Below are 18,084 nucleotides of genomic sequence, written 5' to 3'. Positions count from 1 at the left end.
GTGCTCCCCTTCCTCTACCCTGATGGTCACCGGCGGTCGGCGTCGCGCCCCGTCGGGTGCCACGTGCGCCACGCCACACGCCCGCCAGAGTGTACGGGTAGCGGCTGGGAAAGTGGTGTACGAGGTCCGGGCTGGCTTTATCGGAGTTGCTCACTGGGCCGGTGGTGCCACGGGGGCGGGTGGGCCGGCGCGATCCGCCCGCCGCTGCGGCTAGGCTTCCCGTGCAGGCTAGACAGCGACGGAAGGGGAGCGCCGTGCTCGTGGCGAGCTTTCCCGCGGACGCCTTCGGCACCAACTGCTATGTGGTGGCGACCGGGCCGGGGGAGCAGTGCGTGGTGGTCGACCCGGGCATCGGGGTGATCGACCGGCTCGACGCCGTCCTCGCCGAGCATCGCCTGCACCCTGCCGCCGTGCTGCTCACCCACGGCCACCTCGACCACACGTTCTCCGTCGCGCCGGTCTGCGGCGCGCGGGGCGTCACCGCGTACGTCCACCCGGAGGACCGGGAGCTGCTGGCCGATCCGGCCAAAGGGCTGTCGATGGACCTCCGCGGGCTCTTCGGCGGCCGGCTGCCCTACTCGGAGCCCGACGACGTCGCCGAGCTGACCGACGGCGCGACCTTGTCGCTCGCCGGGCTGGAGATCACCGTCGACCACGCCCCTGGCCATACCGGCGGGTCGGTGCTGTTCCGGCTGCCGGGCGAGGGCTCGGAGTGGGAGGCCGAGCAGGTCTGCCTCTCCGGCGACGTGCTCTTCGCCGGCTCGATCGGCCGCACCGACCTGTGGGGCGGCAGCATGCCCCGGATGCTCACCAGCCTGCGCGACAAGATCCTCCCGCTGGCCGACGACACGGTGGTGCTGCCCGGCCACGGCCCCGCGACCACCATCGGCCGCGAGCGCGCGAGCAACCCGTACCTCATCGAGGTGGCGGCCTCGGGCGACGCGCGCCCGGCCGCACCCACCCGCGGTCTCTAGGCCGCGCCTCGACCTTTCCCGCGCCGGCGGCGCGGGTGCTGAACGGAGCGTCATGAGCAAGCCCACGCCCATCTCCGGCTTCCCCGAGTGGACCCCGGCGCAGCGGATGATCGAGCAGTTCGTGCTGGACCGGATCCGTGCCACCTTCGAGCTGTACGGCTTCGCGCCGCTGGAGACCCGCTCCGTCGAGCCGCTGGACCAGCTGCTGCGCAAGGGGGAGACCTCCAAGGAGGTCTACGTGCTGCGCCGCCTGCAGGCCGACGCCGACGGCCCGGCCGGCGACGACGCCCTCGGCCTGCACTTCGACCTGACGGTGCCGTTCGCCCGCTACGTGCTGGAGAACGCCGGCAAGCTCCAGTTCCCGTTCCGCCGCTACCAGATCCAGAAGGTGTGGCGGGGCGAGCGCCCGCAGGAGGGGCGCTACCGGGAGTTCCTCCAGGCCGACATCGACATCGTCGACCGGGACACCCTGCCCGCCCACTACGAGGCGGAGATGCCGCTGGTCATCGGCGACGCGCTGCGGTCGCTGCCGATCCCTCCGGTGACCATCCAGGTCAACAACCGCAAGATCTGCGAGGGGTTCTACCGGGGCATCGGCCTGACCGACCCGGAGGCCGCCCTGCGCGCGGTCGACAAGCTCGACAAGGTCGGCCCGGCGAAGGTGGCCGAGCTGCTCGCCGAGACGGCCGGGGCGAGCGAGGCGCAGGCCAAGGCGTGCCTGGCCCTCGCCGAGATCTCCGCCCCGGACGCCTCGTTCGCCGACGCCGTGCGCGGCCTCGGGGTGACCCACCCGCTGCTCGACGAGGGCGTCGCCGAGCTGGTCGCGGTGGTGGAGACCGCCGCCGCGCACTCCCCGGGGCTGTGCGTGGCCGACCTGCGCATCGCCCGCGGGCTCGACTACTACACCGGCACCGTCTACGAGACGTCGCTGGCCGGCTACGAGCGGTTCGGCTCGATCTGCTCCGGCGGCCGGTACGACAACCTGGTCAGCGCCGGTGGCGCGTCCTTCCCCGGGGTCGGCATCTCGATCGGGGTGAGCCGGCTGCTCGGGCTGCTCTTCGGCGCGGGCGCGCTCACCGTGTCCCGCAGCGTGCCGACGTGCGTGCTGGTCGCGGTGACCAGCGAGGAGCGGCGGGCGGCGAGCAACGCCGTCGCCGACGCGCTGCGCCGCCGGGGGGTGCCCACGGAGGTCGCGCCGAGCGCGGCGAAGTTCGGCAAGCAGATCCGGCACGCCGAGCGGCGCGGCATCCCGTACGTGTGGTTCCCCGGTGCCGACGGGGCGCCCGACGAGGTGAAGGACATCCGCTCCGGCGAGCAGGTGGTCGCGGCGGCCGGGGAGTGGACCCCACCCCGGGCCGACCTGTCGCCCCTGGTGAGCTGAGAGGACGCCGCGCGGGCCGGGCGTTACTGGCGCGTACGGCGCGGAGGACCTACGGTGGCGTAAGTTACGCCACCGTAGGGAGAACGTCGTGACCGAACTCAGCCAGACCGCCCTGCTCGTCGAGCTCGAACCCGTCGTGGCGAAGAACCTCGACCGCCACCTCTCGATGGCGAAGGAGTGGTTCCCGCACGAGTACGTGCCGTGGAGCGAGGGGCGCACCTTCGACGGCCCGCTCGGTGGCGAGGCGTGGTCGCCGCAGGACTCGACGATCCCCGAGATCGCGCGCACCGCGCTGATCGTGAACCTGCTGACCGAGGACAACCTCCCCTCGTACCACCACCAGATCGCCACCCTCTTCGGCCCGGACGGGGCGTGGGGGACGTGGGTGGGCCGGTGGACCGCCGAGGAGGGCCGGCACGGCACCGCCATCCGCGACTACCTGACGGTGACCCGGGCGGTGGACCCGGTGGCGCTGGAGCGGGCCCGGATGGTGCACATGACCGCCGGCTACACCAACTCCCACGACGACTCGATGCTGCGCTCGCTGGCGTACGTGTCGTTCCAGGAGCTGGCCACCCGGATCTCGCACCGCAACACGGGCCGGGTGACCGGCGACCCGGTGTGCGAGGCGCTGCTGGCCCGCGTCGCCGCCGACGAGAACCTGCACATGGTCTTCTACCGCAACCTGCTCGCCGCCGCCCTCGAGGTGGCCCCGAGCCAGGCGATGCGGGCCATCGCCGAGGTCCTCGCCGACTTCCAGATGCCCGGCGTGGGCATCGAGGGCTTCGCCCGCAAGTCGGTGGCGATCGCCCTGGCCGGCATCTACGACCTGCGCCAGCACCGCGACGAGGTGGTCGTCCCGGTGCTGCGCCAGTGGGACATCTTCAACGTGACCGGGCTGAACGCCGACGGCGAGGCCGCCCGCGACCAGATCGCCGCCCACCTGGACACCCTCCAGGTCCACGCGTCCCGTTTCGAGGAGAAGCGCGACGCCCGCGCGGCCCGCCTGGCCGCCGCCCGCTGACCCGTCCCCCGGAACGGGGGTGGCGGGTGGCTGGGGTGAAACGGGGCGAAGCCGGGTCTTGCGAGTGAATCCAAGTATGTGAATACTTCAGTTCACTCGGCCGGTTCACCCCAGCTCCGGCCGGTGGTCCTCGGGTCCGTCACCTCCGGCGCGACCCGTTCACCCCCTTCCGGGAGGTTGTTACATGCGACCCACGAGGTCAACGCTCCTCCGCGCCGTGTCCGTCGCCGCCGCCGGCACCCTGGTCGCCACCGCGCTGATCGGCGCACCCGCCCAGGCCGCCCCCGCCGCCTCGCCCGACGCCGCCGCCACCCTGGCCGAGCGGCTCGGTGACCGCTCCGCCGGCACGTACGCCGACGCCAGCGGCAAGATGGTCGTCACCGTGACCGACGCGGCCGCCGCCCGTCAGGTCCGCGCCTCCGGCGCCATCGCCAAGCTCGTCAAGCGGGGCGCCGCCGAGCTCGACCGGGCCACCGCCGAGCTGGAGCGTTCCGCGAAGATCCCGGGCACCGCGTGGTGGACCGACCCGGTCACCAACCAGGTCGTCGTCTCCGTCGACAGCACCGTCACCGGCGCCAAGCTGGAGCGCGTCAAGGCCGCCGCCGCCCGGACCGGCGGCGCCGTCCGCATCGAGGCCGAGGCCGGCGTGCTGAGCACCCGCATCTCCGGCGGCCAGGCGATCTACGCCGCCGGCGGCGGCCGCTGCTCGCTCGGCTTCAACGTGCGCAACAGCGCCGGCACCACCTTCTTCCTGACCGCCGGGCACTGCACCAACATCGCCTCGACCTGGTACTCGAACTCGGCCCAGACCAGCGTCCTGGGCACCCGCACCGGCACCAGCTTCCCGGGCAACGACTACGGCATCGTCCGGCACAGCAACTCCGCCAACGCGACCGGCAACGTCTCCCTCTACAACGGCACCTACCGGGACGTCACCGGCGCGGCCAACGCGTTCGTCGGCCAGAGCGTGCAGCGCTCCGGCAGCACCACCGGCGTGCACAGCGGCACGGTCGGGGCGCTCAACGCCACCGTCAACTACGCCGAGGGCTCCGTCTCCGGCCTGATCCGCACCAACGTCTGCGCCGAGCCGGGCGACAGCGGCGGCTCGCTGTTCAGCGGCAGCAGCGCCATCGGCCTCACCTCCGGCGGCAACGGCAACTGCACCCGCGGCGGCACCACCTACTTCCAGCCGGTCACCGAGGCGCTCAGCGTCTACGGCGTCAGCATCATCTGATCCACCACGCCCTCGCGAAGCGGGTCGCCGGCCTCCGGCGGCCCGCTTCCGGCGTACCCCGGCACCCGGCGTAGCCGGAAAGGCCGGGACCGGCGGCCCGGACGGGCGCGATCCGCGCGCGGATCGACTGGGCGGGCCGAACCGGGGTACGTTGCGCCCGGTGAGCGCCACACCGCCTTCCGCCCCGCCCGCGTCGGCCTGGGCCCCGCTGCGCCTCGCCGCGTTCCGCAGCCTGTGGCTGGCCGTGCTGGCCAGCAACGTCGGCACCTGGATGCAGACCGTCGGCGCCCAGTGGCTGCTGGTCGAGCAACCCAACGCCCCCACCCTGGTCGCCCTCGTACAGACCGCGAGCATGCTGCCGGTGCTGCTGCTGGCCCTGCCGGCCGGCGCGCTCGCCGACACCCTCGACCGGCGTCGGCTGCTCATCGGCGTGCAGTGCTTCCTCGCCGCCGTCGGGGTGCTGCTGACCGCGCTCACCGCCGCCGACCGGATGCCGCCCGCCCTGTTGCTCACCCTCACCTTCGCCCTCGGCGTCGGCCAGGCCCTCACCCTGCCCGCCTGGCAGGCGGTGATCCCGGAGCTGGTGCCCCGGGAACAGCTCGTCAGCGCCTCGGCGCTCGGCTCCATCAGCGTCAACCTGGCCCGCTCCGTCGGCCCGGCGGTGGCCGGCGTGCTGGTCGCCCAGGCCGGGGTGGCCGTGGTCTTCGCGGTGAACACCGCGTCCTTCGCGATCTTCGCCGGGGCGCTGCTGCGCTGGCGGCCGGACCGCCCCGACGGCCCGGCCATGCCGGAACGGTTCACCGCCGCGCTGCGCGCCGGCGGCCGGTACGTGCGCCACTCGCCGGTCGTCCGCCGCATCCTGCTGCGGGCCGCGCTGTTCGTGGTGCCCGGCAGCGCGCTGTGGGCGCTGCTGCCGCTGGTGGCCAGCCAGCGCCTCGGCCTGGGCCCCGGCGGGTACGGCGTGCTGCTCGCCGCGCTCGGCGTCGGCGCGGTCGCCGGCGCGCTCGTGCTGCCCCGGGTGCGCCGGGCGCTCACCGCCAGCCAGCTCCTCCTCGTCGCCGGGCTGGTCTACGGCGGGGCCCTGCTGGTGCTCGCCCTCGTGCCCGTGCCGGCCCTGGTCACGGCGGCGCTGGTGCCCGCCGGGCTGGCCTGGATGACCGTGCTGTCCACCGTCAACGCCGCGATGCAGCTCTTCCTCCCCGGCTGGGTACGCGCCCGGGGGCTGTCGGTCTACCAGATGGTCTTCGCCGGTGGGCAGGCGCTGGGCGCCCTCGCCTGGGGCGCGCTCGGCGAACTCGCCGGCCTGGTCACCGCGCTCGCCGTGGCCGGGGCGGCCATGGCCGTCGCCGCGCTCACCGTGCCGCTGTGGCCGCTGCGCGACACCCGCGGGGTCGACCGGGACCCGGCCGTCTACTGGCCCGAGCCGCACCTGACCCTGGACGCGCACCCGCGCACCGGGCCCGTGCTGGTGACCGTCTCCTACACCGTGCCGCCCGAGCGGCAGGACGCCTTCGTCGAGGCGATGCGGGCGGTGGGCCGGTCGCGGCGGCGCACCGGGGCGATGCGCTGGGGGCTGTTCCGGGCGGGGGAGCGGGCGCACGGCTTCGTCGAGGTGTACCAGGTGCCGTCCTGGGAGGAACACCTGCGCCAGCACGGCGGCCGGCTCACCGGCGCGGACCGGGCGGCGGAGGAGCGGGCGAGGGCGCTCACCGAGGGCGAGGTCCACGTCGCCCACCTCCTCCCCGCCGACGAGCCGTAGCAGGGATGCAAGGAAGGGCACCTTGTTAACGCTTTCTGTTGTACAGGGGCCCCCTGTTAACACCACGGGCCGTGGTGCGCCCGGCGGTGTCGTGGTCAGCGCCGGGCCAGCCACCCGGCGACCAGCAACGGGCAGAGCGCCTCCGCGCCGGCGGCCACCCGCTCGGCCAGGCCGACCCGGTCACCGCCGGTGGCCAGCTCGACCGCGAACCAGGCCACCGGCACCAGCAGCCCCACCGCCAGCGCCGCCCAGGCGGCCCGCCCGCGGGCGGGCCCGTCAGGGGCGGGCCGGTCGCCGCCCGCCGACCCGACCGCGTCGCGTCGGGGACGGCCGGCCCGTGGCCAGTCTCCGGCGGGGGCGAGCACCGGCCAGAGGGCCAGCGCGCCGAACGCGACGGCGGCGGCCAGCCCGTGCGGCGCCGAGCCGCCGGCGGCCGGCAGCGGAAACGCCGCCACCGCGAGCGTGGCGACCCCGCCCAGCGCGAGCAGCGCCCGCGCCCCGACCGCCAGCGGACGCAACCCGGCGGCGGTCACGCAGTGGCACAGGCCGAGCCCGACGAGGCCGAGCGTCATGATCCACCGGTCGGCCGCGCCGACCGCCGCGAGCGCGCTGATCGTGCCGGAGACCTGGTCGAACCCGCCGGGCTGCCGGGCCGCGCCGAGCAGCCAGCCGCCGACCAGGAACACCGGCGCCGCGCCGGCGGAGAGCAGGGCCCACGGGGGTACGACACGCATCCGGCACACCGTACGCGGTGCGGGGCGGGTTAGCAGGGGTCCCTTGTACAACAGAAAGCGTTAACAAGGGGCCCCTCCTTACCCCCCAACCGCGCCCGGTGACGGCGGGGGGCGGGGCACCCTGACAGAATGCGAGGGCAGACCGAACGCAGACGATGAGGAGACGCAAGCCGTGATCCGTACCCATGACGCCGGCAGCCTGCGCGCGACGGACGCCGGCACCACGGTGACGCTCGCCGGGTGGGTCGCCCGCCGGCGCGACCACGGCGGTGTCATCTTCGTCGATCTGCGCGACGCCTCGGGCGTCGTGCAGGTGGTCTTCCGCGAGGAGGACGCCCACGCGCTGCGCAACGAGTTCTGCGTGAAGGTGACCGGCGAGGTGACCCGCCGGCCCGAGGGCAACGAGAACCCGGAGCTGCCCACCGGCGAGATCGAGGTGACCGCGAGCGGGCTGGAGGTGCTCTCGGAGGCCGCGCCGCTGCCGCTGCCCGTCGACGACCAGGTCGAGGCCGGCGACGACATCCGGCTCAAGTACCGCTACCTGGACCTGCGCCGGGGCGGCCCGGCGAAGGCGATGCGGCTGCGGTCGCGGGCCAACCAGCTCGCCCGCGGCGTGCTGCACGAGCGTGACTTCCTGGAGATCGAGACGCCGACGCTGACCCGGTCCACCCCGGAGGGCGCGCGCGACTTCCTGGTCCCGGTCCGGCTCCAGCCGGGCAGCTGGTACGCGCTGCCGCAGTCCCCGCAGCTGTTCAAGCAGCTGCTGATGGTCGGCGGCATGGAGCGCTACTACCAGATCGCCCGCTGCTACCGCGACGAGGACTTCCGCGCCGACCGGCAGCCGGAGTTCACCCAGCTCGACATCGAGATGTCCTTCGTCACCGAGGACGACGTGATCGACCTCGGCGAGGCGATCGTGTCGGCGCTCTGGTCCGACCTGGCCGGCTACGAGATCCCCCGGCCCATCCCGCGCATCACCTGGCACGACGCGATGGCCCGGTACGGCTCCGACAAGCCGGACCTGCGCTACGGCGTGGAGCTGACCGAGCTGACGGACTACCTGCGCGGCACGGCGTTCCGGGTGTTCGCCGGGGCGATCGACGCGGGCGGGTACGTGGGCGCGGTCGTCATGCCGGGCGGCGCGGGTCAGACCCGCAAGGAGCTGGACGGCTGGCAGGACTGGGCGAAGGCGCGCGGCGCGAAGGGCCTCGCGTACGTGGTGCTCGACGCCGAGACCGGTGCGCCGCGGGGCCCGGTGGCGAAGAACCTCTCCGAGGAGCACCTGGCGGGGCTGGCCGACGCGGTCGGCGCGAAGCCCGGCGACGCGGTGTTCTTCGCGGCCAGCGCCGACGCCCGGGAGGCGCAGGAGCTGCTCGGCGCGGCCCGCATCGAGATCGCCAAGCGGGCGAAGCTGATCGACGAGAGCGCGTGGGCGTTCTGCTGGGTGGTCGACGCCCCGATGTTCGAGAAGACCGACGAGGGCGGCTGGACGGCCGTGCACCACCCGTTCACCTCGCCGAACGCCGAGTGGGTGGACCGGTTCGAGGAGGCGCCGGACCGGGCGCTGGCGTACGCGTACGACATCGTCTGCAACGGCAACGAGATCGGCGGCGGGTCGATCCGTATCCACCGGGGCGACGTGCAGCAGCGGGTGTTCGACCTGCTCGGCATCACCCCCGCCGAGGCGCAGGACAAGTTCGGCTTCCTGCTGGAGGCGTTCAAGTACGGCGCCCCGCCGCACGGCGGCATCGCGTTCGGCTGGGACCGGGTCTGCATGCTGCTGGCCGGCGCGGACTCGATCCGCGAGGTGATCGCGTTCCCGAAGACCCGGGGCGGCTTCGACCCGCTGACGGGCGCGCCGACGCCGATCACCGCGCAGCAGCGCGCCGAGGCGGGCATCGACGCCAAGCCGAAGGCCCCGACCGGGGCGCACGCCGGCACCGCCGGCCCGGCCGCCCCGGTGGCCGACCCGGTCTGAGGCGCGCGGCGATCCCGGCGGGCGGCGCTTCGGCGGCCGTCCGCCGGTCGGCGGGAGGAAGTGGGCGTGACGCTGCTCGTGGTGGGTGCCAGCGGGTACCTCGGCGGCGAGGTGTGCCGCCGGGCGGCCGCGGCGGGGCAGCGGGTGGTCGGCACGTACCACGCCAACCCCGGCGTGCCGGCCGGCGTCGAGGCGCGCCGGCTCGACGTGACCGACCGGGCCGCCGTGCGCGCGCTGGTCGCGGCGGTGCGGCCCGCCGCCGTGGTGAGCACCCCCTACCGGTACGACGACTGGACGGTCACCGCCGACGGCGCGGCGAACGTGGCGTACGCCGCCGCGGAGGTGGGCGCGCGGCTGGTGCACCTGTCCAGCGACGCGCTGCACGCCGGCCGGCCCGAGCCGTACGCCGACGACGACGTGCCGACGCCGGTGTTCGCGTACGGGGCGGCGAAGGCGGCGGCGGAGACCGCCGTGCGGGTGGTCGACCCGGGCGCGGCGCTGGTGCGTACCTCGTTGATCGTGGGCGACGAGCGGAGCAAGCAGGTTCGGCTCTGCCTGGCCGCCCTCGCGGGCCGGGGGGCCCTGTTCACCGACGAGCTGCGCTGCCCGGTCGACGTGGGCGACCTGGCCGCCGCCGTGCTGGAGCTGGCCGCGTCGGACTACGCCGGCCCGCTCAACGTGGCGGGGCCGGACGCGGTCAGCCGCGCCGAGCTGGGGCTGCTGGTGGCGCGGCGGTTCGGGCTCGACCCGGGCGGCCTGCGGACCGCCACGAGCGCCGCGTCGGGCCTGGTCCGCCCCGTCGAGGTACGCCTCGACAGCTCCCGCGCCGCCGGCCTGCTGCGCACCCGCCTGCGCGGGGTGCACGAGCTGCTCGGCTGAACCGACCCCGTCGCATCCCGACTCTGCACAGATGTTGTGCATAACTTCTGTGCACAGGTATTGTGCATGCCATGGAGAACCTCCCGGAGAACGAGGGGGCGCGGCCCGCGCCGCGCACCGTCCGGCTCGACCACCGGCAGGTGCGGGTGCTCGCCCACCCCCTGCGCATGCGTCTCGTCGGGGCCCTGCGGGTGAAGGGCCCGGCCACCGCCACCGACCTCGCCGAGACGCTCGGCACCAACACCGGCGCGACCAGCTACCACCTGCGGCAGCTCGCCGAGGTCGGCCTGGTCGTGGAGGACCCGGACCTGGGCACGGGGCGGCAACGCTACTGGCGCGCCGCACACCAGGTGACCCAGTGGGAGCCCAGCGACTACGACGACGACCCCGACGCCCGCGCCGCGATCGAGTGGATCGAGGGCGACCAGGTGCGCTACCTGACGCAACACGCCGAGCAGTGGTTCGCCCGGCGGCACGAGTGGTCGCCGGCCTGGCGCGACGCGTTCGGCATGGGCGACGTGTTCATGACCGTCCCGCCCGAGCGCCTCCAGGCCCTCAAGGACGAGCTCTGGGCGGTCTTCGAGCGCCACCGCGCGGAGGCCGACCCCGCCGCGCCCGGCGCCGAGCAGGTGCAGATCTACCTGGCCGCCTACCCGATGCTGGCCGAGCTGCGCCTCGCCGCCCCGATCTCCGACGCCACCCCGCTTCCCGACGAGGACACGCCGTGACCGCGCTGACCGTACGCCAGGTCCAGGTCCGCTACCTGGTCCTGTGCGGCCTGCGCTGGCTGCCGGGCGGCCTGATGATCCCGGTGATGATCCTGCTGATGCAGGAGCGCGGGATGTCGCTGTCCCAGATCGGCCTGGCCGGCATCGCGCAGGGCCTCATCGTCCTCGCGCTGGAGCTGCCGACCGGCGGGCTCGCCGACGCGCTCGGCCGCAAGCCGGTGCTCGCCGTGGCCTGGGCCGTCGGCCTCGTCTCGTTCGCCGTCTTCGCCGTGGCGCACTCGTTCTGGCTGTTCTTCCTGGCCTGGGCGCTGCAGGGCGTCTACCGCGCGCTCGACAGCGGCCCCCTGGAGTCCTGGTACGTCGACGCGACCCTCGCCGCCGACCCCGACGCCGAGTACGAGCGCGGCCTCGGCTACGCCGGCACGGTCATCGGCCTCGCCATCGGCGCGGGCGCGCTGCTCAGCGGCGGCCTCGTCGCCCTCGGCCCGGTCGGGCCGGTCAGCGCGCTGACCCTGCCGGTGCTGGCCGCCATCGTGCTGCAGGCCGTGCTGCTGGTCGCGTTGCTGGTCCTGCTCCGGGAGGCACGCACCGCCCGGGGGCCGGCGGCCCTGCGCGCCTCGGTGGCGGCAGCCCCCCGCATGGTCGGGCAGGCGGTCGGCCTGCTGCGCCGCTCCCGGGTGCTGCTCGCCCTGGTCGCGGTCGAGCTGTTCTGGGGCTTCGGCATGGTCACCTTCGAGACGCTGCTGCCCGTACGCCTCGCCGAGGTGGTCGGCGACGCCGACCGGGCCGCCGCGCTGCTCGGCCCGGCCAGCTCGGCGGCCTGGCTGGCCAACGCCCTCGGTGCCGCGCTCATTCCGCTCCTGTCCCGCCGGATCGGGGCCGCGCCGGCCGCCGGGCTGCTGCGGATCCTGCAGGGCGCGACCGTGGTCGGCATGGGCCTGCTCGCCGGCCCGGTGGGGGTGATCGTCGCCTACCTGGCCTGCTACGCCGTGCACGGCGCGTCGAACCCGCTGCACATGGGGCTGCTGCACCGACAGGTCGACGGCCCGTACCGCACCAGCGTGCTCTCGCTCAACTCGATGATGGCCCAGCCGGCCGGTGCGCTCGGCGCGCTGACGCTGACGGCCCTCGCCGAGCACACCAGCGTCAGCGCGGCGATGCTGGTCGGCGCGGTGGTGCTCGCCATGGCCGCCCCGCTGTACCTGCCCGCCTGGCGGGCCGGTCGCGCCCCCGCTCCCGCTGTTGCCGCCCCTGCCGTACCGGCTCCCGCCGCCGCTACCGATCCCGCCACCTCCCCGGTTCGGCGGTGAGAAGGGGACCCGTCTCTACCGCAGGCGTTAACAGGGGGCCCTTCCTTTCACCGCGGGCGAGCGGGCGGTGACCCACCGTCTCCGCGGCGAGCCCGGTCCACCGTGGAGATTGGCGATCGGACCGATCGGGTACATCACGCGGCGACCTACTGGGAACCCCCACCGGAGGACCGTCATGCTCGCCATTCTCGCGGCCGTCGTCTTCGGCTTCGCCCTGTTGATCGACCTGCTCGACACCAACTTCGGCGCGCCGGACCTGTTCAATGTGCACACCCTGCTGATGCTGGGCCTGCTGCTGCTCTCCCTCTACCTGGCCGGCGTGGGCAGCGGCCCGCGCGGCGGTGGCGGCGGCCGCTGGTACCGGGGCCGCCGCCCCGGCCGTGGCTGACCGTAAATGATCTAACCGGGCCGGGCCCGCAGCGCAGTTCCGGCGCGGCGGACCCGGCCCGGTACTGTCTTCGTGATGGAGTCCGACGCTCTCTTCTCGCTCGGCGCACCCGCCGGGGCGCACGGCGCCCCCACGGGTGCCGTCGGCGTCGACGGCTTCACCCCCGTGGCGGCCGACTCGCCGCTTCCCGTCCGGATGCGCCCGGCCGGCATCGACGAGCTGGTGGGGCAGCAGCACCTGCTCGCGCCGGGTGCGCCGCTGCGCCAACTCGTCGGCGGCGTCACCCCGATGTCGGTGATCCTCTGGGGGCCGCCCGGCTGCGGGAAGACCACGATCGCCCACCTCGTGGCGAACGCCACCGACCGCCGCTTCGTGGCCATGTCGGCGCTCACCGCCGGGGTCAAGGACGTCCGCGCGGTGATCGACACCGCCCGCCGGCAGCGCCGCTCCGGGGGCCCGCCGACCGTCCTGTTCATCGACGAGGTGCACCGGTTCAGCAAGACCCAGCAGGATTCGCTGCTCGCCGCGGTGGAGGACCGGACGGTCACCCTGCTCGCGGCGACCACGGAGAACCCGTACTTCTCGGTCATCTCACCGCTGCTGTCGCGGTGCGTGCTGCTCACCCTCCAGCCGCTGGACGACGCGGCCGTGCGCGACCTGCTGCGCCGGGCGGTCACCGACGCGCGCGGCCTCGCCGGCGCGTTCACCCTCCAGGCCGACGCCGAGGACCATCTCGTCCGCCTCGCCGGCGGCGACGTGCGCAAGGCCCTGACCGCCCTGGAGGCCGCGGCGGCCTCGGCGGCGGCGCTGGGCGTCGACCGGATCGACCTGGCAACCGCCGAGCAGGCGGTGGACGTCGCGGCGGTGCGCTACGACCGGGCCGGCGACGCGCACTACGACGTGACCAGCGCCTTCATCAAGAGCATGCGCGGCTCCGACGTCGACGCGGCGCTGCACTGGCTGGCCCGGATGCTGGTGGCCGGCGAGGACGCCCGGTTCATCGCCCGCCGCCTGGTCATCTTCGCCAGCGAGGACGTCGGGATGGCCGACCCGGGCGCGCTGGGCGTGGCCACCGCCGCCGCGCAGGCCGTGGAGTTCGTCGGCCTGCCCGAGGCGCAGCTCAACCTCGCCCAGGCCGTGATCCACCTGGCCACCGCGCCCAAGTCCAACTCGGCGACCACCGCGATCGGGGCCGCCACGGCCGACGTCCGCGCCGGCCGGGGCGGACCGGTCCCGCGCGGCCTGCGCGACGCCCACTACTCCGGCGCGCGGGGGCTCGGCCACGGCACGGGCTACCGCTACCCGCACGACGACCCCCGGGGAGTGGTCACCCAGCAGTACGCTCCCGACGATCTTGTCGGTGCCGACTACTACCGTCCCAGCGGGCACGGTGCGGAGCGGGCGGTGGCCGCCCGGCTGCCCCTGCTGCGTCGGATCGTCCGGGGGCTGCCGGCCCCGGCACGTCCGGACGAACCCGCCCCGGCAGGGAACGGCCGCCACCCGTCGGGCAACGGGCACGCCAACGCGGCGGACGAGGACGGCACGGGCGCCGTCGGGGAGGGTCAGCAGTGAGATCCCGTGGTTCGGAGCGACCGGAGGACGGCCCCGAGGAGCAGCGCGAGCCGCGCCCCAAGGGGCGCCGGTGGGGCCGGGGCCGACCCGACAGCGAGCCCGAGGAGCCGGTGGCCGGCGAGGAGTTCGGCTGGATCGACGACCTGCGCTCCGCCAAGCAGCAGCGCGGCGAGCTGGGGCCCGGCGGCGCGCCGGGACAGGCACCGCCGCCCGACCGGCCCGACCCGCAGGCACGACAGGCTCCGACCGCGCCCGCGGCCCCGGCGCGCGGCGGCGAACCGGGTCCGGCGCGCCCTCGACCGGTCGACGGCCCGTGGCCCGGCTCGCCGCAGCCGGCCCGCCGCCCCGGGCCCGCCGAGCCGCCCCGCCCGCCGCAGGCCGCACCGCCGCACCTTCCGCCGCAGGGCCCTCCGCAGCCGCCCCACCAGCCGAACCGCCCGCCGGAACCGCCCCGGGCTCCCCAGCAGGCGGCGAGGCCACCGCAGGGTTCCACGCAGCCGCCGGCCCCGCCGGCCGGGCCGATGCCGGGGCCGGCCCAGTCGTCGGTCCCGCCCCGCCCGACGGGTCAACCGTCCGGGCCGCCGTACCCGGCGGGTCAGCCCGCCCGGGCCCCGTACCCGGCGGACGCCGCGCCCCGGCGCCCGCGCGACGACGGTGAACCGTCCGGCGAACTGCCCCGAGCGGCGGCACCGGCGGGCGAGCGGGCCGGCGGACCCTCGTCGGCTACCGGTGCACCCGGGCAGCGCCCCCGCCCGCTGGGTCCGCCCGGAGCACCCGTGGCCCCGCCCGTGCGTGGTGGTCAGCCCTCCACCGGCGACTGGCCGGTCGTCCCCGCCGGGTCGCCCCCGGCCGGCCGGGCCGCCGCCCCGGCACCTCCCGCCGGTCGGGCCGCCGCTCCGCCGCCCCCTGCCGGCCGGGCCGTCAGCCCGCCGCCTCCGGCCGGTCGGGCCGCCGCTCCGCCGTCCGCACCGCACCGCGCCGCGCCGGGGCCCGCGGGCCCGCCCTACCCGGCCCCGATGCCTCCCGGCGACGAGCCCCGGCGCGGGCCGGCGGGCGAGCGCCCCGGCGGCCCCGCCGCACCCGCCGCGGACGAGCCGACGGGTCGTGGCACCGCCGGGCCGGTCGCGCCCGTGCCCGGCCCGGTCGGTCGCCGGCGGGCCGCCGAGGAGCAGCCGCCGATCGTCCCGCTCAGCGGCAACGCCCCCGAGGTGCCCGGGGTGCCCAACGGCTCCACCGGCGCGGATCCGGCCGTCGCCCAGGGGCCGACGGCCGCAGGCCGGGAGCCAGGCGGCCGCCGCCGGGCCCAGCCCGAGGCGGACCCGGGCGAGGCGACGTCGCACCGTCCGACCGGCCCCGTCGACACCGGGCACCCCGGCCCCGTCGAGCCTGGCGGCCCCCCGCAGGGCCGGGGCGACCGGCCGCAGCGTCCGGCGGAGTGGCTGCGCCAGGCCGGTCGGGGCACCCACACGGACACCGCGATGCCGATGGTCAACCGGGCGGGCGTGCCCGCGCCGCCGCCGGGTGTCGCGCCGCCGGTGGGGGAGCCGGGCCACCGGCCCGGTGACGGCGGCCGGGGCACCGGGGCGCCGCACGGCACCGGTGCCGGGCCGGCAGCCCCGATGGGCAGGGCCCGGCCCGCCACCGCGCCCGTCGACCCGGCGGAGGAGCCGGTCCCACTGCCCACCGGCCGGGCGGCGGCGCCGTCCCGTCCGCAGGTCGCGGGCCCACGCACCGGGGAACCCCGTCCGCCGGCAGATCCCCGTGCGGGAGGCCGCCGTCCGGCAGCCGACCCGCGTACGGGTGAGCTGTGGCCCCCTGCGGTGGATCCGCGTACGGGTGAGCTGCGGCCGCCGGTGGCGGATCCGCGCACCGGTGAAATGCGTCCCGGGCCGGCGGAGGAGCGCCGCCCGCAGGCCCCGCCGGTCGGGTCCGGCCCTCGGCCCGGTGCCGGCCCCCGCTCCAGCCCGGATCCCCGGTCCGGGGCTGCCGCCGGCCCTCGGCCCGCAGGCTCCGCCCCCGAGTCCGGGCCGACCGCCCGGGCATCGGCGGCCCCCACCGCGCCCGGTCGAGCCACCCCACCCGGTGGTCCCGCTGCCGGCCGGGTCGTTCCCGGGTCCGGTGGCGCCGGCCCGGTCCACCCGCCGTCCGGCCCCGCCGGCCGGGCCGCGCCTCCGCCCGGCCCCGCCGCACCTCCGCCCGGTCCTGGCGGCCGGGCCGTGCCTCCGCCCGGTCCTGCTGGCCGGGACGTGCCTCCGCCCGGTCCCGCAGGGCGCGCGACGCCGCCGGGGGGTCCCGCCGGCCGGGCCGTGCCGCCCGGCGCACCGACCGCCGGCCCCCACCAGCCCGGCGTGGCACGGGCGGTGGTCCCGCCCGGTCGCCCGGGCGAGCGGCCGGCCGACCAGGCCGACGGCCGCGCGGCCCCGCCGTCACGCGACTCCGGCAGCGCGGCGGTGCCGCAGCGCGGCCCCGGCCCCGTGCCGCCGGCGCAGCCGGGCGGGCCCGGCGAGGCGCACCCGCACCACCGTCCCCCGGAGCCGGCAGCCGGTGCGGCGTCGGTGGTCCGCCCCGACCAGCCGCCCGCGGTGGCCCGGGCCGCCGCCGTGGTGCCGGCCGTCGACGTGCCCCCGTCCCGACCCGGCCCGGACGCGGACCGGCCCGGCCCGCAGGAGCACCGGCCCGGCCTGGAGGTGCACCGGCTCGGCCCGGGCCCCGCCGCCCGACCGGGCGGCGACGCATCCGGCCCCGGCCCCGACGGCGCGGAGCCTGCCGGGGCGGCCCAGTTGCGCCGGGCCGCCACCGCGGACGACCCGGACGATGCGGACGAGGACGCGTCGGGCGGCCTGCGCGGCGCCCGGTCGGAGCTGCGGCGGCAGATGCGGGAGCGCCGCCGGCTGCGGATGGGCATCCTCGCGCTGGTCAGCGTGGTGCTGCTGGGTGCCCTGCCGCTCTACTTCGGCATCCGTACGCTGAGCCGCGACCCCGTCTTCGACACCCTCGACGGGCTGAACGTGCCCGGCTGGGCGGCCACGAAGACCGTCGACAACGTCAGCGGCAGCCGCTGGTGCGTGGAGGAGTGCCGGCTGCGCGAGCGCACCGTCGAGTCGCAGCGGCCGGTCGAGGAGACGGCGCGGGCCTACGAGCGGGCCCTGACCGAGTCCGGCTGGCAGCAGTGGAAGGTGACCCGCTGCCCCGAGCAGCCGGCGAAGGGCGACTACACCTGCTGGCGTCGCGACGAGCTGACCCTCGACCTGTGGGTACGCGAGCCGACCTGCGTCCCGCCGCCGATCGACGGGGAGCCCGCGCCGACGTCCCTGGCCACGCCCCCCGCAGCGGGGGAGTGCAATGGGTCGTTGGTGTCGGTGAAGGTCCGCAACGCCATCGACGACGAGCGGACCCGGCCCCAGCCGAGCACCGACCCGTCGCTCACCGGCGAGGATCCCTTCCCGACCCTGAGCGAGGATCCGCTCGGCGAGTTGACGCCGACACCGTCACCGTCGTGAGCCGGGTTTCATCACTGACGGTAGGGTCTGGGGCTGGTAGGCCCGCCTGCCCCCGCTGACCCGGGGCGGGTCGCCGTACGACGGTGTGGGTATGACGGTCGCGCGTTCCGGGGCGTCGGGCCCCGGAACTCTGCTCGAGGAGGACAGGCGTGAGTTTTGGAGAGGTCGCGGCGCTGATCGCGGCGATCGCGTTCGCGATGCTCGTGTTGATCCTGACGCTGCCCATCCTGCGGCTGCGGCACACCGTGGACGCGGCCACCCGCATGATCAACGACCTCAACGACCGCACCGCGCCCCTGCTCGGTGACGTCAACACCACCGTGAAGAACGTCAACACCGCCCTGGAGCAGGTGCAGGTCTCGCTGGACGGGGTCAACCTCCAGCTGGCCAAGGTGGACACGATGACCACCCACGCCCAGAACGTCACCGCCAACGTGGCGAACCTGGCCACCGTGGTCTCCGCCGCCGCCGCGAACCCGCTGGTGAAGGTGGCCGCCTTCGGCTACGGCGTACGCCGGGCCGCCGCCGCCCGCCGGCACGCCGAGACCGAGCGCGAGGTGCGCGACACCATCAAGCAGCAGCGCCGCGCCGCCAAGCGCGGCAACGCCTGAGCCGGCCGGCGA

Annotated in this window: 14 protein-coding genes; 13 read left to right on the top strand and 1 reads right to left on the bottom strand. The window is 76.1% G+C overall.

Annotation, left to right across the window (positions count from 1 at the left end; translation table 11 throughout):
* Positions 1–254 precede the first annotated feature (254 nt).
* The 5 genes from GA0070558_RS22955 to GA0070558_RS22935 all read left to right on the top strand — a co-directional run bounded on the left by GA0070558_RS22955 (position 255) and on the right by GA0070558_RS22935 (position 6,372).
* Entirely contained in the window at positions 255–974 is a 720-nt protein-coding gene (locus tag GA0070558_RS22955) for an MBL fold metallo-hydrolase (RefSeq protein ID WP_077939382.1), read from the top strand.
* Between the two features lie 52 nt (positions 975–1,026).
* Positions 1,027–2,355, top strand: a complete 1,329-nt coding sequence (hisS, locus tag GA0070558_RS22950) for a histidine--tRNA ligase (RefSeq protein WP_091283449.1) — start codon at positions 1,027–1,029, stop codon at positions 2,353–2,355.
* An 88-nt stretch (positions 2,356–2,443) separates the two neighbouring features.
* Entirely contained in the window at positions 2,444–3,379 is a 936-nt protein-coding gene (locus GA0070558_RS22945) for an acyl-ACP desaturase (RefSeq protein WP_091283448.1), read from the top strand.
* Positions 3,380–3,563: 184 nt separating this feature from the next.
* A complete protein-coding gene (locus GA0070558_RS22940) occupies positions 3,564–4,613 on the top strand; it encodes a S1 family peptidase (RefSeq protein WP_091283446.1) in 1,050 nt (349 codons plus the stop codon).
* A 160-nt stretch (positions 4,614–4,773) separates the two neighbouring features.
* A complete protein-coding gene (locus GA0070558_RS22935) occupies positions 4,774–6,372 on the top strand; it encodes an MFS transporter (RefSeq protein ID WP_091283444.1) in 1,599 nt (532 codons plus the stop codon).
* Between the two features lie 95 nt (positions 6,373–6,467).
* On the opposite strand, the gene GA0070558_RS22930 is transcribed toward GA0070558_RS22935, so the two are convergent.
* Positions 6,468–7,106: a DUF998 domain-containing protein gene (locus GA0070558_RS22930; protein WP_091283442.1), complete on the bottom strand. Its 639-nt coding sequence runs from the start codon at positions 7,104–7,106 to the stop codon at positions 6,468–6,470.
* A gap of 172 nt (positions 7,107–7,278) precedes the next feature.
* Between GA0070558_RS22930 and aspS the strand changes: the two genes are divergently transcribed.
* The 8 genes from aspS to GA0070558_RS22885 all read left to right on the top strand — a co-directional run bounded on the left by aspS (position 7,279) and on the right by GA0070558_RS22885 (position 18,072).
* Positions 7,279–9,084 (top strand): aspartate--tRNA ligase, encoded by a 1,806-nt coding sequence (gene aspS / locus GA0070558_RS22925; protein ID WP_074478700.1) that lies wholly within the window; start codon positions 7,279–7,281, stop codon positions 9,082–9,084.
* A gap of 66 nt (positions 9,085–9,150) precedes the next feature.
* On the top strand, positions 9,151–9,963 hold the full coding sequence (locus tag GA0070558_RS22920) for a sugar nucleotide-binding protein (RefSeq protein WP_091283440.1): 813 nt from the start codon (positions 9,151–9,153) through the stop codon (positions 9,961–9,963).
* Between the two features lie 71 nt (positions 9,964–10,034).
* On the top strand, positions 10,035–10,691 hold the full coding sequence (locus tag GA0070558_RS22915; RefSeq protein ID WP_091283438.1) for an ArsR/SmtB family transcription factor: 657 nt from the start codon (positions 10,035–10,037) through the stop codon (positions 10,689–10,691).
* Positions 10,688–12,001, top strand: a complete 1,314-nt coding sequence (locus GA0070558_RS22910) for an MFS transporter (protein ID WP_091283436.1) — start codon at positions 10,688–10,690, stop codon at positions 11,999–12,001. Before GA0070558_RS22915 ends, GA0070558_RS22910 begins: the two co-directional genes overlap by 4 nt.
* Positions 12,002–12,176: 175 nt before the next feature.
* Positions 12,177–12,389: a hypothetical protein gene (locus GA0070558_RS22905; RefSeq protein ID WP_074478696.1), complete on the top strand. Its 213-nt coding sequence runs from the start codon at positions 12,177–12,179 to the stop codon at positions 12,387–12,389.
* Positions 12,390–12,464: 75 nt separating this feature from the next.
* Entirely contained in the window at positions 12,465–13,961 is a 1,497-nt protein-coding gene (locus GA0070558_RS22900; protein WP_091283434.1) for a replication-associated recombination protein A, read from the top strand.
* A gap of 2,873 nt (positions 13,962–16,834) precedes the next feature.
* The gene (locus tag GA0070558_RS22890) at positions 16,835–17,461 is read left to right on the top strand and encodes a hypothetical protein (protein ID WP_077939398.1); all 627 of its coding nucleotides are present in this window, start codon (positions 16,835–16,837) and stop codon (positions 17,459–17,461) included.
* A 149-nt stretch (positions 17,462–17,610) separates the two neighbouring features.
* Positions 17,611–18,072: a DUF948 domain-containing protein gene (locus GA0070558_RS22885; RefSeq protein ID WP_043967924.1), complete on the top strand. Its 462-nt coding sequence runs from the start codon at positions 17,611–17,613 to the stop codon at positions 18,070–18,072.
* The last annotated feature ends 12 nt before the right edge of the window (positions 18,073–18,084 follow it).

It is taken from the genome of Micromonospora haikouensis, from assembly GCF_900091595.1.
GTDB classification, from domain to species: Bacteria; Actinomycetota; Actinomycetes; order Mycobacteriales; family Micromonosporaceae; genus Micromonospora; species Micromonospora haikouensis.
This window is presented reverse-complemented; position numbering and strand designations above follow the sequence as displayed.